The organism is Desulfobacterales bacterium, from assembly GCA_029211065.1.
GTDB lineage: Bacteria > Desulfobacterota > Desulfobacteria > Desulfobacterales > JARGFK01 > JARGFK01.
This window is the reverse complement of record JARGFK010000082.1, coordinates 1-20,998: the sequence shown is the minus strand read 5'-3', so window position 1 is coordinate 20,998 and position 20,998 is coordinate 1. Positions and strand designations below refer to the sequence as shown.

Here is a 20,998-nt window from a genome sequence, read left to right as displayed (position 1 = left end):
ATGGGAAAGGGATTCAGACTTGGATGCCAATGCATCTGGAAATTGGTGACAATTTCTATGGCGGAGTCTATTACGGGCCAGAATTTTATAAAAAGAGGGCAAGATTGAACTGGGACCGTGGCAGTTACTATATGGAAATGGATATTTCCAATAGCCAGAAAGAGGTTTTAGATAACTTGCTTTCCAAAAAAAAGGACTGGATTGGCGGAAAGAATTATATCGAGGAAATTTCGAATCGATGCTTTGAAACCGAAACTAAATTTGAAAACCCTTTTGATCCGGATTGGAGTGTTTCCTTTGACAAAGAATGGGAACAAAATCGTAGAAAATGGCTTGAAAGAGCCGGATTCAAAGGTTTAGACCCAAGAGCTTTCGTTTTTCTACCGACAGATGAAAAACTGAGAAAGCAATTAAACACGAAAGCCGAAGATATCATTATCGATGGCTGCGAGAGAACCCGGGTTCTTTGTTCCATTTTCTGTGGTCAGAAATTTTAAAGCGCATTCGTAATTAGCAGGTCTAAAAATCGCGAACGATCACCTTCTCGTTAAACTCGAAACGCCCCGTTAACATTTTAGCGGGGCAAATGGAAACTGGATTCAGTTCCAAATAAAATTAAATCCCGCATGGCCGATGAGTTGTGTGGGTAAGGAGAAACTTATGGTGGAAAGAACAGAGTTAGTAGACGAAAAAAAAGAGCATACGTATCGTTCGTGGACCGAATTGCAGGATGAATTGCGTTTGCGGGAATTGATTGCGTTGGCTCGACAGAGCGCTGAACTAAGGAATTTTAGAATGGAAAAAAACATGAGCAAGGAAGAAATTGAGGACTATGTCGGAGATATTTTAGTCCAAATGCCAAATCATCGTTGGCTGGAATTTACCTTCGACAATTTCGAGGAGCTCCATAAAAAAGGGGTATATGAGCGTTTTTTGCTAAGAGCCCTCACTGGATGTCGTGGAAACAATCACCGATGGTCAGCCTGGGATATAGAATTGATGCTCGACATAGCAGATAGGAATAAACTGATGGAAGCAGGTGATCCTCTGCCTGGCTCTGGACCCTTCACTGTTTACCGAGGAGTTGCTGGAAAAGGACCTGCCCGCAGGTTGAGGGGGATTTCATGGACAAGTGACTTTGATAAAGCCGTTTGGTTCGCGAGGAGGTTCGAACGGTTTTTGAATAAACCCATGGTCTATGAGACTGTCGTTCAACGCGAACAGGTTCTGGCCTATAACAACTCAAGGAATGAAAGTGAGTTCCTGTGCCTTATCCCTAAAGATCAGAAATTAAGAAGGGTATGGTCAAATAAGGCTGAAAAAGAGTCAGAAATCAAGCAAGCGGCATAATCGCTGAAAACGGAGCCAAACATACCTCGGCTCCACAATCCGCGAAAGCGGTAGGACACGTCATGGATGACGAATGAGTCATCTTCTGGAACCGACCAGCAATGGACCTGTCATATCAAGTTTTTTGAGGTATGAGGTATGAGAAAGGAGATTTTTGATAATGAGTTTTTGACACAATTGGAAGTTGCGAATTATTTTAAGGTCGTTCCGGCTACAATTAAGAATTGGCGAGACCGAGGACTTCTGTCATACTGGCAAGCCCCAGGTTCAACACGGGTTTTATATTTCAGTGATGAAATAAAGGCGTTCAGGGACAAAAATTCATTTCCAAAGAAAGGGGGTGATAAACCGAAGGCTGAATCAAAGAAGGTGAAGCCGTGCATATCGTCTGCTGATAAAGAATGGAGGATATGACATGGCGAAAAAATTAAATCAACATTTGTACCGGGATAAAATCAGTGGTGTGTGGTATTTTCAAAAGAAAGTTAGGGGCATGGCAAAGCCGTACAAATTTTCCTTGGAAACCAAATCCGTGGTTGAAGCCAGGCGTAAGCGTGATGATCATTTGAAAGAAATCAATATCCACGGGCAAATTCTGAAAACAGATGCCGTAACGGTTGAAGATTCTATGCCGTTTGGGGAAGTGGCCAAAAGGTGGTCAGAAATCGTGAAAACCCAGGTGGAAGAGACAACTTTTAATAATTACCGCAAGGTTATGAACTGTCATGTGCTGCCATGCTTTGGAAATACACCAATTGATTCCATGACCAGTCTCGACATAGAGACGTTCATCAGCAAGTTAAAATGCGGGAGCAAGACCAAGCAGAACATCTTGACCCCTTTCAGACTCGTGATGAAGTTCGCTAAGAAACATAAAATCATCCCGTCCAATCCATTTGTTGATGTAGATCCTATCAAGAAAACTAAGGGGGAACAGAAAAGGCCGCTATCGCTTAAAGAAATTAAGTCTTTTATCGATGCGTTGGACGTTGTCTGGAAACCGTTGTTCATCCTTTTATTTTTCTCAGGAGTCCGGATTGCGGAGGCATCTGCATTGAAATGGAAGCGCGTAGATTTCAAAAATGGTGTTGTGAAAATCCGCCGAAATCTTGTTCGGGGCAAAGCTGGAAAGCTAATCTACAAGACACCCAAGACCGAAAGCTCGATTCGTGATGTTAAAATACCGGAGTTCGTAATTGAAGCGCTACGAGTGCAGCGGAAAATAACTTGGAAAGGTGATGGAGACAACTTCGTTTTCTTAAACAAAGCTGGTCGACCCATTCACCGGCATACCCTGAACAATACAGTGGTAAAGCCAGCCCTCGAAAAGGTTGGTATTACTTCACAAATCAGCATTAAGGATACCAGGGCGACCTTCATCACTAACGCGTTGGATGAAAATGAGCGTATGAGCTTCATTCAAAAACAGGTCGGGCATGCCAACACGCGGATGATTGTAGATCATTATTATCGGCACACCCCAGCTCCAGATGATGGGTCACATTTAGAAAAAGCCTGGAATTCTACCAGGATTCTACCAGAGTCGGATGAGTAAAATTTGTAATCTATTTAAATTATTAAGTAAAAATGGTGGAGGCGGCGGGAGTCGAACCCGCGTCCGAAAATATTCCACACAGGCGTCTACATACTTGTCCGAAATTTTAATTTTTGTCCTTCAGGTCTCCTCCCGGCCGGATCTCTGAAAGCTTAGCCCGCTGAATTTCGCCAACCCTGCCACAGGCACTCAGGGCCGGCTATCCTGCTAGTCGACGCCCTGTCCGGGTCCGCAGAAAAAACCCGGCAGAACGGCAGCCTTAAGCGGCTACAGCGTAGTTATAATCGTCTGCGATTATATTTAAATCCCCGTCTTTTTTACGAGCGGACAGGATGCTCGGTATGCAGCCAATGCTTCTTTATCCCCGTCGAAGCCGTTTCGCCCCCAAATTTGAGGTAGGTAAAGAAGGTATGAAAAAGATCAAATGATGATCTTAATTTAAGCAATCAACGCCAAAAAGTCAAGGGTATAAAGCCGGGAGGCTTGGAAGCTGGGAGGCGGGGAGGTCAGTGATCCTTGCGCGCCCGGTCCAGTTCCCTTTTGCCATCGCGCTCGCGGAGGGACTCTCTTTTATCGTATTTGCGCTTGCCGCGGGCAAGTGCGATGGTGATTTTTGCCTTTCCCTTCTGGAAATAAACCTTCAAGGGGACCAGGGAAAGTCCTTTTTCGTTCACTTTGCCATAAAGCCGCTTGATCTCATGTGCGTGCAGCAGCAGCTTGCGGGGCCTTAAGGGGTCGTGGTTGTCATAATAGGCAAAGGGGTAGGGGCTGATGTGCATCTGATGGACAAAAACCTCTCCGTTGGTTATTCTGGCGTAGCAATCCTTCAAGTTGACCCGTCCCAGCCGCAGAGACTTGACTTCGGTTCCCTGCAAGACCATGCCCGCTTCAAATTCATCTTCGATAAAATAGTCGTGGCGGGCCTTGCGGTTTACGGTTATAATTTTAATGGGCTTATCGTTCAATGGAATCCTTTACGCGGGTGGAATCCGGGGTTAATGGTATCAATACGGTGCCTATAATTATACTGTAAAATTATTGTCACTCCCGCGCAAGCGGGAGTCCAGAAAAATGTTGCCTGGATTCCCGCTTACGCGGGAAAGACTCATTGACTTATCTCAGGAAGAATCTGCAATAATTTGCATCAAAAAACTGATATACGACACTTTCCAATCATCCAGAGTAGATCATGTCTGACAGCACGCTGCCATAGGTCTTTTGGACCATTTTTTCGATATCGGTCGCCGTCGCCTGTTTTAAAACATCTTTCACAAAGAGTTTGGCGTCTTTTAGCTTCAGCGAGCGGATCATGCCTTTGACGGCCGGAATCGATTGCGGGTTCATGCTTAATTCGTCCATTCCCAGGCCCAGCAGAATCGGTATATACGCCGGGTCTCCGGCCATTTCACCGCACATAAAGACCTTGATGCCTTTGTCTTTGGCCACATCGGCTACGTGCTTGATCATGCGGATAATGGCCGGATGCAGGGGGTGGTAGAGGTGGGCGACCTGACGGTTGCCCCGATCGATGGCCAGAGAATACTGGATCAGGTCATTGGTGCCGATGCTGAAAAAGTCAACGATCTGCGCCAGGTCATCCGCCATAATCACGGCCGCCGGGACCTCTATCATAATGCCGACTTCTATATCCCGGTTAAACGAAACCCCTTCTTTGGCGAGTGAATCGGCGGACTCATCCAGCATCTGGATGGTCTGGCGGACTTCATCAACGCTGGATATCAAGGGAAACATGACGCGAACGTTGCCGTGGGCGGCGGCCCGTAAAATAGCCCGGAGCTGGGTCTTGAATACATCCGGCTTTTGCAGGCAGTAGCGAATGGCGCGTAATCCCAGGGCCGGATTGGCCTCGTCCGAACCGGTGGCGTTGGCAAGAGCCTTGTCGCCATTGATGTCGAGGGTTCGAATGGTTACGGGTCTGGGGGCCATGACTTCGACAACATCCTTGTACTTGTCATAAAGTTCATCTTCACCCGGAAAGAAAGGGCGGCTGAGATACTGAAATTCCGTTCGGTAGAGTCCAACGCCTTCGCCGCCGTAGTTGATGACCGCAAAAATTTCTTCGGGCAGTTCGATGTTCCCCATGGCCTGGAGTCGAAACCCATCCGCTGTTTCCGCCGGCAAATGACCGCTGCGGGCGATGAGGGCTTTATATTCATCATAGCCGACCCGGCGTTCTTCATACGCTACCAGTGTCTGTTCGGTGGGGTTGATGATGACGATACCGGTGGTGCCGTCCACAATGATAACGTCGTCATTTTTGATCATGCGGGTGGCTTTAACGAGCCCCAGCACAGCCGGAATTTCAAGGGTACGGGCAATGATGCCGGTATGAGAGGCCTTGCCGCCAAGATTGGTCACAAACCCCATTACCCGTTCCAGATGTATCTGGCTGGTGTCGGCCGGAGACAAGTCGTGCGCCACCAGAATGACCCGTTTGTCAATGGCTGAAATATCGATCCCTTTAGCGCCGATAAGGTTGCGCATAATCCGATCGGCGACCTGCATGATATCGGAGGCCCGCTCCCTGAGGTAATCATCCGATATTGCCTGAAACATGGACCTGACATGGGAGGCCACTTTTTTTAAGGCCCACTCGGCGTTGACCTGCTCGTTTTTAATGGTATCAATGGTGCTGCCATAGAGCATCTTGTCTTTCAGCAGCACCATATGGGTTTCGAGGATGTAAGCGTGCTGACGAAGTTCTTCCGGCGTTTTCCGGATGATGCTGCGCAGTTCCTCTTTGGCTTTTTCCACAGCGGCCTTGAACCGTTTTATTTCGGTTGCAAGGTTTTTGCCATCGACATGGTACTTTTCAACGACTTCAACACCTTCGGTATCCACCAGGTATGCCTTGCCGATGCATATGCCCGGAGAGGCATTGATGCCGGTTAGTTTTATTTCCGTTGCTTTTTTTGCTGGCATGTCTGACTATTCCCCAAATCCGCTTGACACAAGCTGTTCCAATTCGTCCAGGATCTCAGCGTCGTTGTGGTCCTCAATCCTGATGGTAATTTTAGAACCCTTAAATCCTTCCAGCGTCAGTATGTCGATAACGCTGGCAGCATCGGCTTCCAAAGCGTCTTTCATGATCCAAATCTTACCGGTAGCGCGTTGGGCAATTTTCGCAATCTTGGCGGCAGATCTTGCATGAAGTCCCAGTTCATTGGTGATGATGGCATCTTTAACAAAACTTTTTCTATGGTCGTTCATTATCGGGTTTGTAATTAAAGTTTAACCCGTTCGGGCCAAAAACCCGCGCAGGATCATTTTGTCAGTAAACACCCTGTCTGCCTGTTGATGAACGCAAGTATCACCGGCACGGCAGGGCGATTGAAAAAGATTGATGGATACCAAAATAAAGAAATTTAACAACCCCCGCCCCGATTGTCAATCTGAAATCATTGACAAAGGCAGGAATTGCTGATAGACGAATTCAGCGCTGGAAGATTACAATCTGCTGTAATTATGGAAAAATTTATGGTTTTAGCAGATTGCCAAACGACCGACGACCCGATCATACTTGCAGGGAAAGAATCCTATCGCCGGGCTTTTATACCCGGCAGACAAACGGCCGGGAAGAGATCGGCATTCCGGAGTTGCAATGTCGATCTGGACACGGATGCGTCGATTGCCCGTGGGGGATTAATCTAAACCGAAGGGATACCAATGGAAAAACAATTCTTGATTGACGACTTGAAAATCGGGGAAGCCTGGCGTCTTTTTAAAATTATCGGAGAATTTGTAGATGGCGTCGAAAACCTGCATGATCTCGGCCCGGCGGTGAGCATCTTTGGGTCTGCCAGAGTTATGCCGGACGATCCGGTATACGGTCAGGCTGAAAAGCTGGCTGCGCTGTTTGCCAAAAACAAATTTGCCGTAATTACCGGCGGCGGCGGCGGTGTAATGGAGGCCGCCAATAAGGGCGCCGCCGAGGCCGGCGGCACATCGGTGGGGTTGAACATTATCCTGCCGTTTGAACAGCAGCCCAACCCTTATGCCAACATCAGCCTGGAATTTAATTATTTTTTTATCCGCAAGGTCATGTTTGTCAAATACGCCATGGCCTATATCATCATGCCCGGCGGCTTTGGTACGCTGGATGAACTGTTTGAAGCGGTTACGCTGATCCAGACCCATCGGATAAAACCCCTGCCGGTCATTCTGGTGGGGTCCGAATACTGGTCCGGATTGATCGACTGGATCAAGCTCCGGCTGCTGGATGAAAAGCGGATTTCTCCCGAAGATCTTGAAATTCTGCAGGTTATGGATAAACCGGAAGATATCGTCAAGTATGTTCAGAAAGTCGTGATCCTTTAAATAGAACCTGGCGGCCGGTTTGCGTGTGCGAACCAAAACGACGGCTGGAATAATACCGCCGTAATAATAAAACCACAGCTTACGGCACGCAGTGGCAGGGCGGCATCAATTTTTCTCTTGATTAAACAGGGGACATCCGCTATAAACTTTTTTTATATCTTCTTTTCAGTATATATTTAAGAATACACCAATTCATTCATCTGCGGCTGATGACTGCCGCCGATCAGACCCGTAAGCAATCGGGTCGAGAAAAACCAGCGACCATAGATGCCGGCAATGCTTTCAGGCGACGGACTTTATCCTGAAGGCCGAACGCTGTCAGTTTCATTTCGCAGGAAGATGAGCCTGTTGGAAACCATTTTCGCTCTACTGTCATCAGCCCCGGCGAAAAAACTGTCTGATAGAAACCGGCAATATCACGTTCCATCCGTCCGAATGGGCATGTTTCAGAGCATTTTTTTTCGTTTTCATAATGAAGCCCCCGTTTGCAGCGGGGCGCTTTATTTTAGCGATGAGATGCTTTGGAAACCGAGTCGTGATAAGAAAAAGGGAGGCCTAAGGATTGATCGGATCAGAAGAAATTAAAGGCAATGATGTCCTCTTGGAACTGGAGGACATTCATATGAGCTTCGGAAAGGTATCTGCGCTGGCCGGTGTAAGTCTTAAAATCAGAAGAGGGGAGATCCATTCCATCATCGGGCCCAACGGAGCCGGTAAGACGGTCATGATGAATTGCGTCAACGGCCTGTACCATCCCCAGCAGGGCAACATCTATTTTAAAGGGCAACAGATTAACCATCTCAAACCGCACCAGCGCGCCAACCTAAGAATTGCCAGAACCTTTCAGAAGGTGGAGGTCTTCGGCGGCATGACGGTGCTTGATAACATCCGCCTGGGCCGACACATCCATTACAAATCCGGCATCGTCAGCGGCGCTCTTTATGTCGGCAAGACCGACAGAGAAGAAATCGAACATCGAAAATTTATTGAAGAAGAAATCATCGATTTGCTCGAAATAGAGCAGATCCGGCATCAACCGGTCGGCCGACTCCCCTACGGTCTTCAAAAACGGGTGGAGTTGGGTCGGGCGTTGGCGCTGGAACCGGAACTGCTGATTCTAGACGAGCCCCTGGCAGGCCTCAATCTCGAAGAGGTGGAGGACATGGCCCGGTTTATCCTGGATGTGAATGAAGAAGCCCGCTGGAAAGTGACCTGCCTGCTGGTGGAGCACGACATGGGCGTGGTGATGGATCTGTCCCATCGTGTCTTTGTTCTTAATTTCGGCAACATGATCATGGACGGCACGCCCCAGGAAGTACAGCGTCATCCTGAGGTCATCAAAGCCTACCTGGGTGAAGAGGATTTATATGCAACCCGACGTTAAGCCGGATTTAAACGGAAGTGATGTTTCCAAAGAGCTGACGATCCCCAAACTTTTTTATGAAAAGGCCACGCTTTACGGAAAAAACCGGATCGCCATGCGGGAAAAAGAGTTCGGCATCTGGCGTCCGATTACCTGGCACGATTACTTCGAAAACGTCAAGAGCCTGGCTTTGGGGCTGATCAGCCTGGGACTTGAAGACGGCGACAAGGTCGCCATGATCGGCGACAACCGTCCCGAAGGATTATGGGCTGAAATGGCGGCGCTGTGCGCCCGGGGAATCGGCGTCTGGCTGTTTCAGGACAGCCTGATCGATGAGGTCCGCTACATTGTGGATCACTCCGACACCAAATTTTTATTCGGCGAGGGGCAGGAAGAAGTCGATAAGGCCATTTCCATTTTCAATGAATGCCCCAAACTGAAAAAAATTATCTGGGACGATCCCAAAGGGATGCGCAATTATGACCGGGACTATCTCATCAGTCTGAAAGAGGTTCAGGCTTTGGGCCGGGAACTGGACCGCAAGGAGCCGAACCTGTTTAAAGAATTGATCGCCAAGGGACATGGGGATGAAGTCGCCCTGCTGTTTTATACATCCGGCACCACCTCCCTGCCCAAGGGCGCGCTTTTGTCGCATCACAACATGCTGACCATGGGCAAACACCTCATGGCGGTGGACCCCTGCCTGGAAACCGATGACTATGTATCATACCTTCCCTTTGCCTGGATCGGTGAACAGATGATGTCCATTTCCTGCGGCCTGCAGATCGGGTATACCTTGAATTTTCCCGAGGACCCCGCAACCGCCCAGGAAAATATCCGGGAAATCGGTCCGCATGTCATGTTTGCGCCGCCGCGCATGTACGAGCAGATGACCCGCTCGGTCCAGGTTAAATATCTGGATGCCACCTGGATCAAGCGCATGAGCTATAGGCTTTCCACCTGGATCGGCTACCGGGTGGCCGATATGAAATTCAAGAAAAAACCGATCCCCTGGCACTGGAAATTTCTGGAATGGCTGGCTTACGTCATTATGCAAAAGAAGCTCAAGGATCATCTCGGACTGTCCCGGGTCCGCAATGCCTATACCGGCGGCGCCGCCATGGGACCGGATCATTTTCGATTTTTCCACGCCCTGGGGGTCAACCTGAAGCAGATATACGGCCAAACAGAGGTGGCCGGCATCTCCGTGGTCCACCGCAGCGGCGACATCAAGTTCGACACCGTCGGGCACCCCATTCCCGGTACCGAAATCCACATTACCGAAGAGGGCGAAATCATCACCAAAAGCCCGTCCGTATTTTTAGGATACTATAAAAATCCCGAAGCAACCGCAAAGGCCCTCAAAGACGACTGGCTCTATTCCGACGACAAGGGCTTTATCGATGATGAGGGGCACCTGGTTGTTTTTGACCGCACCAAAGATGTCTTTACCCTCAGGGACGGCAAACCGTTTTCACCGCAGTACCTGGAGACCCGTTTGAAATTCAGCCCCTATATCAAGGATTCCTGGGTTGTCGGCAACAAGCGGGACTTCATCGCCGCGGTCCTGTGTATAGACTATTCGGTGGTGGGAAAATGGGCTGATGAAAGGAAGCTCAATTATACCAGCTACATGGAACTGTCGCAAAAGCCCGAGGTAATCAATCTGGTAGAAGAACAGATTCGAACTGCCAACAGGGACCTGCCGGCGGCGGCCCGGGTTAAAAGGTTTACGAATCTTTACAAAGAACTGGATGCGGATGACGACGAACTCACCCGCACCCGCAAACTGCGGCGGTCCTTTGTGGAAAAGCGCTACCAGGAAATCGTCGATGCCCTATACTCCGACAAAGGCTCGGTGCACATCGACACCACCATCAAGTATGAAGACGGACGGCAGTCGCGCATCCTGACCGATCTGACCATTCAAACGATTGACGTTTAAGGCCGCTAACTGCAGCCTAAGGAGAATCAGGAATGGAATTGTTTTTCATGACACTCACAACCGGAATCATGGTCGGCGGCATTTACGCGCTGGTCGCCCTGGGCTGGGTCCTGATATATAAATGCTCGGGTGCGCTTAATCTGGCCATGGGCGAAATGACGCTTATCGGTGCGTATGTTTCGCTGAGTTTTTATTCAATGGGGGTTCCCTTTCTGCTGGCGCTTTTATTTTCGCTGGTGATCGGCTTTGCTTTAGGCGTTTTGACCGAACGCATCTTTCTGGACAGGCTCATCGGCGAACCGGTTCTGACCGTGATCATGGTCACAGTGGGGCTGTCTTTTTTCTTTAAAGGCACGGTTGAGTTTTTGTGGGGAACCGATACGCGGGTGTTTGACCCGCCTGTTTTTTCAATCGAGCCGATCAGGATCGGCCCACTGGTAATCGGTCAAGTGTATTTGTGGAGTTTCGTGGCGGCAATTATTCTTCTGTGTGTTTTCGTGTGTTTTTTTAAATACACCCGCTGGGGATTGGCCATGCAGGCCACGGCCGACGATGAGATGGCCGCTCTTTCAGTGGGAGTCAGCGCCCGGTATGTGTATGCTGCCGCCTGGGCCATCGCCTTTATGGCAGCCGGGGTGGGCGGGACCCTGCTGGGAAACATCAACGGCCTGAATATTTCGGTGGGATATCTGGGGTTACTGGTTCTGCCGGCCGTTGTCTTGGGAGGCCTGAACTCCATTCCCGGCGCCATCGTCGGGGGCATCATCATCGGTATCCTGCAAAATTTTTGCGGCGCCTATCTGGACAGATATTTTCCCGGCGGCGTCAAGGAAATCGCGCCGTTTGCCTTTATGGCCGTTTTTCTGCTTTTCAAGCCTTATGGGCTGTGGGGCTGGGAGCGGATTGAACGGGTGTGACGTTGAAAATGAATGGAAATGAACGCGCAACCCGTAATGCGCAACCCGTAACGCGCAACCCGCAACACGAACTGGAGCTCAACTGATGTCAACAACTTTCCTTCCCTGCGGCGTCTACCATCAAAACTACGCCCAGGAACATGGCTGGTGGCAGACCCGATTTATCAAGGCAAAGATGATTCTGCTGTTTGTGGTGTTGTTTGTGGGGATTCCTTTTGGGGCGGATTCCTACTGGCTGAGCGTATACAATCAGGTGGGCTATACCATTCTGGGGGCGTTGGGCGTGCAGCTCCTGATCGGTTTCTGCGGCCAGGTAACATTGGGGCATGCGGCCTTTCTGGCCGTGGGCGCTTATACCAGCACCCTCCTGATTCTGGAATTTCCCTGGCCGCAGCTACTGATAAAGTGGGGTCTGGCATACCCCCTCAGCATTATCATCGCGGCCGTAATGTCCGGGATCTGCAGTGTTCTGTTCGGGCTTCCTTCGGCCAGGGTCAAAGGCTTTTATCTGATTCTGACCACCATGGCGGCACAGTTTATTATCGTCGATTTTATCATTACGCAATATGTCAGCCAGATCGGCGGCCGCGGCCAGGCCTTTTCACTGCCGCCGGGCACCATAAAAGTGGGCCCCTGGGTCATCGACAACGATTTGAAGGTCTATTACATGATGATCGTCTTGGTGATCCTGTGCGTCACCATTGTGGTCAATCTGCTGCGCTCAAGGGCCGGCCGCGCCTGGGTGGCAATCCGGGACAACGATATCTCAGCCGAAGTAATGGGGATCAACGTTGTCAAATACAAGCTCCTGGCTTTTTTTGTGGCCGGATTTATCGGCGGCATCGCCGGCGCTTTCTGGATCAGCAACCTGGCGGCCATCAGCCCCGAGCATTTTCCGTGGTTTTGGTCCCTGTGGCTGGTGGGGGTGATTCTGATCGGCGGCGTGGGCTCCATCCACGGCACCATTTTCGGTTCCATCTTCATGGTGGTGGTGATGGAGCTGCTGCAACTGGGGATAATGCCGCTGGCAGATACATATCCCAAACTATTGATGGATTTTCTGTTTATCAAGGAGGCCGCCTTCGGCCTTGCGATCTGCGCCTTCATGATATTCGAGCCCTATGGCCTGGCGTATCGCTGGGGGCAAATTAAAAATTATTTTAACTTGTGGCCGTTCTCATATTAATAAAAGGAGGTGATAAAACAATTTCAGGTATCGGGAAACAACCTTAAAGGCCTACTTTCCAACGAAAGGGGATATTACAATGAATCTAAGAAATATGTGTCTAAAAATGTTTGTGTTGATTTTTGCGGTAGTCATGGCGGCTGGTTTTTCAGCCACGGCCGGGGCCGCGGAGGTCAAGGTGGGGGCGCTCAATGACATGACGGGAGCGACCTCAGATGTTGGCAAGGACTATGCCCTGGGCATTGCCGAAGCCATTCACTATGCGAATGACAACGGCGGTGTTAACGGCAAACAAATCAAGCTGTATCAGTTCGATTACGGCTACCGGGTGCCCGAAGCCCTTACCAAGTACAAGCTTTTTAAGCGGCTGGGAGCGGTGGCTGTTCTGGGCTGGGGAACCGGTGACACCGAAGCGCTGTCACCTACGGTAACCAAGGACAAGATGCCTTACGTATCGGCTTCCTATTCCGGGCATCTGACCGATCCTGCAAAAACGCCTTATAATCTTTTTGCGGCAACCGATTATTCCAGCAACGCCCGGGCCGCCATTACGGCCTGGTTTGATGAAAAATGGCCCAAGCATAAGGACTACGGCAAACGCAAGCCGCGCTTTGTCTGCTCTTACATGTTCGCATCGCCCTATTGCAGCGCGCCGATCAAGGCCATTAAAGATCAGGCCGCAATTCTGGGCTTTGACATCGGCCCGGACCAGGATGTGTCGCTGTTTGCCATCGATACCAAGAGCCAGGTTCTGGCCATGAAGGATTTCAAACCGGATCTGGTCTGGCACGGCAATACGACCATGTCGGTTGCGGCCACGGTTCGCGATGCCTATGCCCTGGGACTGGGCGCCGATCACATCGTGAACAACTGGGGGTTTGATGAAAACCTTCCCAGGCTGGCCGGCAAAGCTTCTGAAAATGTGATGGGAGCTGCTGTATGCGCCTTTTATGGTGAAAATGTTCCGATGATGGACAAGGTTGTGGCTTACGGGCAAAAGTACAACCCGGGCGTGCTCAAGGAAAAGCGCCTGGTGCGGACAATTCAGGGATGGGCCAACGTACTGGCGTTATGGGAAGCCCTGAAACGGGCTGATAAGTCCGGCGGGTTGAGCGGTGAAAACATCCTGAAAAAAGGCTTTGAAACCATGGAGAATTACGATATCGGCCTGAATGTGCCGCCGCTGACCTATACGGCGACGGACCACCGCGTGGCCGGCAAGGTGCCGATCTATGAGATTGCCGACGGCAATATTAAGCTGTTGAAGGTGGTTGATCTGAAAACGCGCTGGCCGGACAAGTGGGCCAAAGAGTGGATCGGCTGGTAATGAATCACAACCCCGAAAGGTCTCATTGCTTTGTCAAATCAAAAGCCAATTTTAAAAATAAATAACATCGAGGTCAAGTACCACGAGGTCATTCTGGTGATCAAAGGGGTCTCCATCGAGGTTCCCCATGGCGGCATTGTTGCGCTGCTCGGCGCCAACGGTGCGGGCAAGAGCACGATCCTGAAAGCTGTTTCCGGGCTTTTAAAGCACGAAGACGGAGAAGTCACGGACGGCTCGATAGAGTTCATGGGCGAACGCATCGAAAAGATGGCCGCTGAAAAGATTGCCAAAAAGGGAATCGTGCAGGTGATCGAAGGGCGCCGTGTGTTCGAGCATCTCACCGTTGAGCAGAATTTAAAGGTGGGGGCTCACATGAAAAAGCAAGGGCGATCCATCAAGGAAGGGCTGGAAATGGTATATACCTATTTCCCGCGATTGAGGGAAAAGCGCAACGAAACCGCCGGCCTTATCAGCGGGGGCGAGCAGCAGATGACGGTTGTGGGGCGCGCCCTGATGACCAGTCCCAAGCTGATCCTTCTGGATGAGCCTTCCATGGGCCTGGCGCCGCTCCTGATCCATGAAATTTTCAACATTATCACCCGTCTGAACGAAGAGGAAAAGATCTCGATGTTGTTGGTGGAGCAAAATGCCAAGTTGGCCCTTAACGTGGCGCCTTATGCCTATGTGCTGGAAAACGGGCGCATCGTCATGGATGACACGGCTGAAAAGCTCCGACAGAATCCGGATATCAAGGACTTCTATCTGGGCATGACCGATTTCGGGGGAAGGAAAAGTTTTCGGGATGTGAAACATTATAAACGCAGAAAGCGTTGGCTTACCTAACCCTTAAATTGAATAAGGGAGATGAAAAATGCGAAAAAAATTAATTTATATAGGTTTATGTGTGTTTCTTGTCAGTGCAGGGCTAATGGGGTGCGCAGGAATGGCGACCAAACCGACGGAACAGAATTTCAAAAATCCGGTGGTTAAGCTCGATTCCTTGGAAGTCGCCCATGCCTTTGGTTACTGGTACTTTGCCAAGAGTGTCGCCCCCACCAAGGGGAAACCGGATGATGTCGGGGCGCCGCTGGACCTGGCTTTTACCTTTAACATCGAAAACCCCAATGATTTTGCGATCAAGTTGGAAAACTTGAAATTTACGGTGGCGTTCGAGGACTTTGATCTGAACACCGTCAGTACCGATGCGGTCCAATGGATACCCCCCGGCAAGACCAACCAGGTTCGGGTTCACGCCCATTTTGACGTGCGCCAGTCGCTGTTGAGTCTGCTGGTTACCGGTGGGTTTAAACTCAAGGAACAGGACACGAATGCCTGGGCCGCTTTGGAAAAGTGGTGGACGGACATTCCCAATTATGAAGTTCCGATCCATGTAAAAGAAGGATCGGCCGTATTCAGCGCCGACGGTATTAGCAAGGTGAGCGCTTTTGTGGACAGGCATTCCCAATTATGAAATTCAGGTCCATGTAAAGAGAAGGTTCTGTTAATTTCAAGGCCGACGGGATTGCCAAAGTCAGCATGTTAAAGTGACTTACCCCTGATCGAGCGATAGAGCGTACAATTCAGCAAAAGATCTCTGCAGTCGCTCCCCGGCGGTATCGTCGCGGGTGCGGCTGCAGGGCGCACTTGCCTGCGCCCGTCTGCCGGGCTTGTTGAAAGCTGTTCCCAGGCTGCCATGCGGTGTTTTGTGCGACTTTCGCCGATGCTCATCCCGCCCGTGGCGGGACTGCGTTTGTCGAAATGTCACGCACCTGTCTGGTGATCTGATATTTGTTTTCCAACTGTCTGCCAAGCCCTATCTTGCCATCGGGCGTTGTCAGTTGTGTTTACCCGGAAAGCAACCCCTCACCGTTTCATAATAGGGTGTCTTATGGGGCTTTACGATTTTACCATTTATGATCTGATTTGTCGCAATGCCGTTAGTTTCAAGGACAAGCCTGCATGGTTTGAAGTGGACGACGGACGCACGATAACTTTCGATCAGTACAAGCAACAAGTCGATGGCCTGGCCAGGGGGCTCCAGAAGGCCGGCATTCATAAAGGCGATTGCATTGGGGTGCTGGGGAAAAACAGCCTTGAATATTTTCTCATCTATGGGGCTGCCGCCGCCCTGGGCGCTGTTATGCTCCCCATCAACTGGCGGCTGTCAGCCGAAGAGGCTGCCTTCAATCTGAGCGACGGCGCCCCCAAACTGCTTTTTGTCGATGAAGAATACCAGGGGCTGGTTTCCGGAATTAAACACAAGCTCCCGTCGGTCACTCAATTTTATAACCTTAAGGCCGATGCGGGCGGGTTCATTGATTTAGGATCCCTGTCGGACAGTGCAAATAATGTCGAAGCGCCGGAAGTTTTTTCGGACGATGGTTTTGTCATCATTCATACGGCGGCTGTCACCGGGCGGCCCAGGGGGGCACTGTTGAGCCATGAAAACATACTGATAGCCAGTTTTCATATGAACCATCTCTTCGGCCTGACACCGGCGGATGTTCATCTGAATCTTTTGCCGCTGTTTCATGTGGCCGGTCTTACCATGGCGTTTCAGGCGTTTCATGCCGCCGCCCTGAACGTGAATATCAGTAAATTTGATGCCCGCCAGATCGCAGAACTGATTGCCGCTAAAAACGTATCGGTACTGTATGAATTTTCGCCGATTCTTTCATCCATCCTGGCGGCCCAGGCTGAGACGGGGTCGGACATCAAAAGCCTCCGTGCGGTACTGGGGCTCGATGCGCCCGAAACCATCGAAAAATATCAGAAAGCAACAGGAGGCACATTTTATTGTGTTTACGGCCAAACGGAAACATCGGGCCTGGCCACTCTTGGCAAGTATAATGACAAACCCGGCGCAGCCGGAAAGATCCTGCATCTGGCAGATGTGCGGCTGGAGGATGAAAGCGGCAGTCCGCTGCCTCCGGGTCAAATCGGCGAAATAACGGTGAAGGGCCCCCTGGTATTTAAAGGCTACTGGAATCTGACCGAGGACAGCACCCTTGCCTTTCGCGGCGGCCGGCATCACACCGGTGATCTGGGCCGGTTTGATGAAGACGGTTTTCTGTGGTATGAGGGCCGTAAGGCCGATAAGGAGCTCATCAAACCGGGCGGCGAAAACGTTTATCCGGCCGAAGTGGAGCGCGTCATCCTGCAACATCCGGCGGTGCTGAAAACGGTGGTTTTCGGTGTTCCCGATCCCAAATGGAAAGAGGGGATTAAGGCTGTCTGTCTGCTGAAAAAAGACAAATCCCTGGAACCCCAGGACTTGATCCGTTTTGTGGGAGAACGCATCGCCAGCTTTAAAAAGCCTCAGTATGTAGAGTTCGTGACGGATTTTCCGGTATTAACGGACGGTGCACCCGACAGGGCCAAAATCAAGGCCAGATATGGCGGGGCTTAGCCCGGCACCCCCGGTTCCTCTCCTGGTCTCGCGCAGAGACCCAGGGGCGCAGAGAAGAACGAAAATAATATGGGAACAGCTCCTTGAACTCTTATTTCGAGGTTCGCGATCCGGTGTTTCAACACCCTGCAGAATAATAATCCCTGCGCCTCAGCGTCTCTGCGGGAGAACTGATAGCGTGAAGCGCTCCGGCGGGAATGTAGGAACGGGACGCTCCCGCGCCCCATTGAGGAGGAAAAACCATGGTCAGAACGGAAATATCGCTTTTTTTAAAGAATGCGCCCGGGGAGCTCGGGAAACTGTCCTCCCTGCTTGCCAATGAAAACATCAATATCGATGCATTGATGATACAGGATGTCTCCAGTTATGTGCAGGAGCTTTTCCAGGCCCGGGGAAAGTCGCTGAAGCGCATTGCTTCGGTCGCCAGCTATAACTCGATGCGAAAAGACTCGGCCCAGTTTGCCCTGATACGGCTGCTGGTGGACCAGACAGACAATGCCATCGATTTGCTGTCCAAAAATGACTACCTGTTCGATATCATGCCGGTGATTGTCATGGAACTTGAAAATAAACCGGGCTCTCTGGCCGAAATTACAACCCAGTTCGGCAAAGAGAAAATCAATATCAATTATGTTTACGGCTCGGTTTCTCCCCGTGGCAAAAAATGCCTGTTTGTGGTCTGCCCGGAAGATATCGAGCTGGCAACCAAAATCTTTAAACCTTAACGGAACTATCTGCCCCAGGAAGACCTGACCCTTTGTTTGCAGCAGCGAGGCGGTGCGGTGGATCGACGACCGTCATGGGTAACATCCCCGAAATCCGGGCTGAAAGTCTGATGGCCTCCAGCCCGACAATATTTCAAAGGCACCTTTCCAGATCAATAAAAGATTGTTCCGGTATCCTGCAAAAAATCAGAATCAGAAAAACTCAGGTTTCGGATAATACTTGAAATCCACCGCCCTGAATTTTGGATTAAAAAATGTTATTGATTGACAAGGTGCGTCAAAAGCGTTACACTATTTGCGATTTGAACTTTAGCAAACAGGGGGTGAAAACATGCCTGCAAAAAATCCAAGAGTAAATGTCGTTTTGGAGAAACCGCTGTATAATACCATTGAACGTTTAGCGACAAAAGAGGGGATTTCCCTTTCCACAAAGGTTCGCGACCTTATCAAGGAGGCGCTGGAGATTGAGGAGGACGTTGCCCTTTCCGATTTTGCCGAAATCAGGGAAAGGAGTCTCACAAAATCAAAGTTGTTGAAGCATAGCGAGGTGTGGTAAGCGTGCCGTTTACACTCAGGTACCATCCGGATGTCAAAACCCGAGACTTGCCCTTGATTGATGAGAAATTAAAAAACCGCATCAAAACTGCCATCGAACATCGGCTTGCAACCGAACCCCAGCGATACGGTGAGCCGCTACGTAAAACACTCCGAGGTTACTGGAAGCTGAGGGTCGGCGATTATCGCGTAGTCTATAAAATCGTCGGCAAAGAAGTCCTGATTCTCGGCATTATTCACAGAAAAAAAGTCTATGAGGCGATGGGAAAGAGAACGTAGGGCCATCAACCGGATTACCGGATAGTAAGCGGCCCGACAATGTCAAAGAGCCGATTTCGTAATCAATCATTGAATCGGTATTCTGCAAAAAATCGGAATCAGAAAACTCAGGGTTCGGATAATTATCCTTGAGCGCAATAATGATATTCGGTTTTTCAGCGGATTAATGAGATAAATTCCCCCCTTTCCTTCTAAGTGTCACATTCAGGATTTCACTGGGCCTCCAAAGCCTCATGCGCGGTCCCCATGTGCCCGTTCCTCTGCATACGATAACTGTCATACCATCCACCTCGTAACGTCCCTCCAAAATGGGATAGCGACTGCGGACCAGATAGCCGAATGGCCAGATTTGCCCTCCGTGAGTGTGGCCGGATAGCATAAGTCCCGCACCAGCTTTTGCCGCCATATCGGCATGCCACGGCGAATGGGAAAGGAGTATGGCAGCACCAGGGGGGCGACCCGCAAGCGCTTGTGAGATTAAATCGCCGCCTTGGCCATTTCGGCGTGCGTTAGTGAGATCATCCACACCTGCCAGGATAAGGCCAGGCTTTACATCGACCCAACCGTTGCGAAGCAATTTGAAGCTTGCCTCTTCGAACAGGCTCATGTCACCACCGCCGTAGAATTCGTGGTTGCCGGGTACAGCCCAAATACCGAGAGGTGCGGATAGTTGTTTAAGTGCTAAAATCAACCCATCTTCAGGAGGGCCATGACCTTCAAAAATGTCGCCGAGTAATACCACAAGGTCGGGCTGCTGCGCTATTACCTGTGCGATTCGAGCCTTTAGCCAACGCTCACCGAGTTGCGAACCGAGGTGGGTATCGGACAAGGCAATAAGCACGGTACCGTCCATAGCATCGGGAAGGCCTGTAAGCGCCACCTCATATTTTTGAATCACTGGTGGTCGCAAGCCCTGGGCGAGCGCGATCATCGAAAGAATCATACCGACCACCAATGCCCATCCACGCAGAGTGAGCGATAACCGGGGCATGAAAAAGCCGAAGAGAGTGACGATATCTATTAAAAGGAGTGAGATGAAAGTCAGGAATAGAACAGCCATCCAGGTCATTCCGAGGGATTCAAGAATTCCAGCCAGAACTCCTGATCGGTCGTGACCGATGACACGTCCAAGTAAAAAAATGACCCAAAGCAGCACGCCTAACCCGATGAGAAACGTTCGAGGCATATGGCGAGTCACAAATGGCACGGAGATAACACGCCAAAAAACATAGATATGCATCAATGTAAAGACTGAAATAAGAATAGTTCCGAACACAAGGCCCGCCTTTATCGTTTACCCTCGCCGTTGGCGAAGACAATAAATCCCACAGGATTTCCCATTAAATTTATAACGTGATATTTTTAACTTTATCCTTTTTGAAAGGTATCACACTTACTGTGAGTCCATCCACATCTTGGATAACCACGCTGTCCCCAGCCGATAGTGGTGAATCGCTAACAGCTCGCCACAATTCTCCATTGACAAAAACCTGTCCTTCAGATTCTTGCCAGTATTTTATTTTACCTATTTTTCCTAACATGCCATTCACTCCGCAGACGGATTTTCTCTTTCGGTCTTTGATGAACCAGATCAAAGGAAAGATCACATGTTCGATAAACTCGAACAATAGGAGCCCGATTGCCAAAATAAGAATTGCAATTTTCACCGCAGATTTCCCTTAATCAACAATCAGGTGGCCAATGGCCAGTACAAGAATCAATGATGAAAAAATCGCCGACGATGTATGAAAGCGATACACGAATCTCCGCATCCACTTAGGAGTTACTTTGAATTTTAACATTAATCCTAAACCGACTATCAGGGTCATCAATAATAAACCCAATTCAGGAAAAGGGGATGAGCGACAAGAAGATAATAAGAAATGAAAAAAAGCTATACAGAACCCTATGGGATTTAAAACATAATGAAACCGCATCAAGTATTTTTTATGGAACTTTTTAAATCTGTTGATTAATTTGACTTCGTAAATTTTGTTTAGCCATTCTGCCGTCCCCGCATTCGTTGTTTTCGCGTGTGTGATTCTATGG

General features: G+C 49.8%; 22 protein-coding genes and 1 other RNA gene. 16 read left to right on the top strand and 7 right to left on the bottom strand.

What is annotated here, in order from left to right; translation table 11 throughout:
* The 4 genes from P1P89_16320 to P1P89_16305 all read left to right on the top strand — a co-directional run.
* A partial coding sequence (locus tag P1P89_16320; GenBank protein ID MDF1593081.1) for a hypothetical protein occupies positions 1 to 497 on the top strand: 497 nt, incomplete at its 5' end.
* 163 nt (positions 498 to 660) lie between these two features.
* The gene (locus P1P89_16315) at positions 661 to 1,350 is read left to right on the top strand and encodes a hypothetical protein (GenBank protein MDF1593080.1); all 690 of its coding nucleotides are present in this window, start codon (positions 661 to 663) and stop codon (positions 1,348 to 1,350) included.
* 138 nt (positions 1,351 to 1,488) lie between these two features.
* Positions 1,489 to 1,764: a DNA-binding protein gene (locus P1P89_16310; protein ID MDF1593079.1), complete on the top strand. Its 276-nt coding sequence runs from the start codon at positions 1,489 to 1,491 to the stop codon at positions 1,762 to 1,764.
* Between the two features lies 1 nt (position 1,765).
* On the top strand, positions 1,766 to 2,905 hold the full coding sequence (locus tag P1P89_16305) for a site-specific integrase (protein MDF1593078.1): 1,140 nt from the start codon (positions 1,766 to 1,768) through the stop codon (positions 2,903 to 2,905).
* A gap of 33 nt (positions 2,906 to 2,938) precedes the next feature.
* Here the strand turns inward: P1P89_16305 and ssrA are convergent.
* From ssrA to P1P89_16285, 4 genes are all read right to left on the bottom strand, one after another.
* Positions 2,939 to 3,291: a transfer-messenger RNA gene (gene ssrA / locus P1P89_16300) on the bottom strand.
* A 120-nt stretch (positions 3,292 to 3,411) separates the two neighbouring features.
* Positions 3,412 to 3,870, bottom strand: coding sequence for an SsrA-binding protein SmpB (smpB, locus tag P1P89_16295; GenBank protein MDF1593077.1), 459 nt, complete (start codon positions 3,868 to 3,870; stop codon positions 3,412 to 3,414).
* 208 nt (positions 3,871 to 4,078) lie between these two features.
* Positions 4,079 to 5,848, bottom strand: a complete 1,770-nt coding sequence (gene ptsP, locus P1P89_16290; protein MDF1593076.1) for a phosphoenolpyruvate--protein phosphotransferase — start codon at positions 5,846 to 5,848, stop codon at positions 4,079 to 4,081.
* Between the two features lie 6 nt (positions 5,849 to 5,854).
* Positions 5,855 to 6,136: an HPr family phosphocarrier protein gene (locus P1P89_16285; protein ID MDF1593075.1), complete on the bottom strand. Its 282-nt coding sequence runs from the start codon at positions 6,134 to 6,136 to the stop codon at positions 5,855 to 5,857.
* Positions 6,137 to 6,592: 456 nt separating this feature from the next.
* On the opposite strand from P1P89_16285, the gene P1P89_16280 reads away from it, so the two are divergent.
* The 8 genes from P1P89_16280 to P1P89_16245 all read left to right on the top strand — a co-directional run bounded on the left by P1P89_16280 (position 6,593) and on the right by P1P89_16245 (position 15,452).
* Positions 6,593 to 7,243 (top strand): TIGR00730 family Rossman fold protein, encoded by a 651-nt coding sequence (locus P1P89_16280; protein ID MDF1593074.1) that lies wholly within the window; start codon positions 6,593 to 6,595, stop codon positions 7,241 to 7,243.
* Between the two features lie 562 nt (positions 7,244 to 7,805).
* On the top strand, positions 7,806 to 8,627 hold the full coding sequence (locus tag P1P89_16275; protein MDF1593073.1) for an ABC transporter ATP-binding protein: 822 nt from the start codon (positions 7,806 to 7,808) through the stop codon (positions 8,625 to 8,627).
* A complete protein-coding gene (locus P1P89_16270) occupies positions 8,611 to 10,551 on the top strand; it encodes an AMP-binding protein (protein MDF1593072.1) in 1,941 nt (646 codons plus the stop codon). The genes P1P89_16275 and P1P89_16270 overlap by 17 nt, the downstream gene beginning before the upstream one ends.
* Positions 10,552 to 10,583: 32 nt before the next feature.
* A complete protein-coding gene (locus tag P1P89_16265) occupies positions 10,584 to 11,468 on the top strand; it encodes a branched-chain amino acid ABC transporter permease (protein ID MDF1593071.1) in 885 nt (294 codons plus the stop codon).
* A gap of 85 nt (positions 11,469 to 11,553) precedes the next feature.
* On the top strand, positions 11,554 to 12,654 hold the full coding sequence (locus P1P89_16260) for a branched-chain amino acid ABC transporter permease (GenBank protein ID MDF1593070.1): 1,101 nt from the start codon (positions 11,554 to 11,556) through the stop codon (positions 12,652 to 12,654).
* A 79-nt stretch (positions 12,655 to 12,733) separates the two neighbouring features.
* Positions 12,734 to 13,981: an ABC transporter substrate-binding protein gene (locus P1P89_16255; protein MDF1593069.1), complete on the top strand. Its 1,248-nt coding sequence runs from the start codon at positions 12,734 to 12,736 to the stop codon at positions 13,979 to 13,981.
* Between the two features lie 30 nt (positions 13,982 to 14,011).
* A complete protein-coding gene (locus P1P89_16250) occupies positions 14,012 to 14,824 on the top strand; it encodes an ABC transporter ATP-binding protein (protein ID MDF1593068.1) in 813 nt (270 codons plus the stop codon).
* Positions 14,825 to 14,924: 100 nt separating this feature from the next.
* Complete coding sequence (locus tag P1P89_16245) at positions 14,925 to 15,452, top strand: LEA type 2 family protein (GenBank protein ID MDF1593067.1); 528 nt, start codon at positions 14,925 to 14,927, stop codon at positions 15,450 to 15,452.
* 78 nt (positions 15,453 to 15,530) lie between these two features.
* Here the strand turns inward: P1P89_16245 and P1P89_16240 are convergent, their stop codons facing one another.
* Positions 15,531 to 15,746 (bottom strand): hypothetical protein, encoded by a 216-nt coding sequence (locus tag P1P89_16240; GenBank protein ID MDF1593066.1) that lies wholly within the window; start codon positions 15,744 to 15,746, stop codon positions 15,531 to 15,533.
* Between the two features lie 123 nt (positions 15,747 to 15,869).
* Here P1P89_16240 and P1P89_16235 point away from each other — a divergent pair, with 123 nt between their 5' ends.
* The 4 genes from P1P89_16235 (at position 15,870) to P1P89_16220 (ending at position 18,949) form a co-directional block, all read left to right on the top strand.
* The gene (locus P1P89_16235) at positions 15,870 to 17,390 is read left to right on the top strand and encodes an AMP-binding protein (GenBank protein MDF1593065.1); all 1,521 of its coding nucleotides are present in this window, start codon (positions 15,870 to 15,872) and stop codon (positions 17,388 to 17,390) included.
* Between the two features lie 242 nt (positions 17,391 to 17,632).
* The gene (locus P1P89_16230; protein MDF1593064.1) at positions 17,633 to 18,115 is read left to right on the top strand and encodes an ACT domain-containing protein; all 483 of its coding nucleotides are present in this window, start codon (positions 17,633 to 17,635) and stop codon (positions 18,113 to 18,115) included.
* Between the two features lie 331 nt (positions 18,116 to 18,446).
* Positions 18,447 to 18,671, top strand: a complete 225-nt coding sequence (locus tag P1P89_16225) for an antitoxin, RHH family protein (GenBank protein MDF1593063.1) — start codon at positions 18,447 to 18,449, stop codon at positions 18,669 to 18,671.
* 2 nt (positions 18,672 to 18,673) lie between these two features.
* Positions 18,674 to 18,949, top strand: coding sequence for a type II toxin-antitoxin system RelE/ParE family toxin (locus P1P89_16220; GenBank protein ID MDF1593062.1), 276 nt, complete (start codon positions 18,674 to 18,676; stop codon positions 18,947 to 18,949).
* Positions 18,950 to 19,112: 163 nt separating this feature from the next.
* On the opposite strand, the gene P1P89_16215 is transcribed toward P1P89_16220, so the two are convergent.
* On the bottom strand, positions 19,113 to 20,225 hold the full coding sequence (locus P1P89_16215) for a metallophosphoesterase (protein ID MDF1593061.1): 1,113 nt from the start codon (positions 20,223 to 20,225) through the stop codon (positions 19,113 to 19,115).
* A gap of 70 nt (positions 20,226 to 20,295) precedes the next feature.
* Positions 20,296 to 20,616: an NfeD family protein gene (locus P1P89_16210; GenBank protein MDF1593060.1), complete on the bottom strand. Its 321-nt coding sequence runs from the start codon at positions 20,614 to 20,616 to the stop codon at positions 20,296 to 20,298.
* Between the last annotated feature and the right edge of the window lie 382 nt (positions 20,617 to 20,998).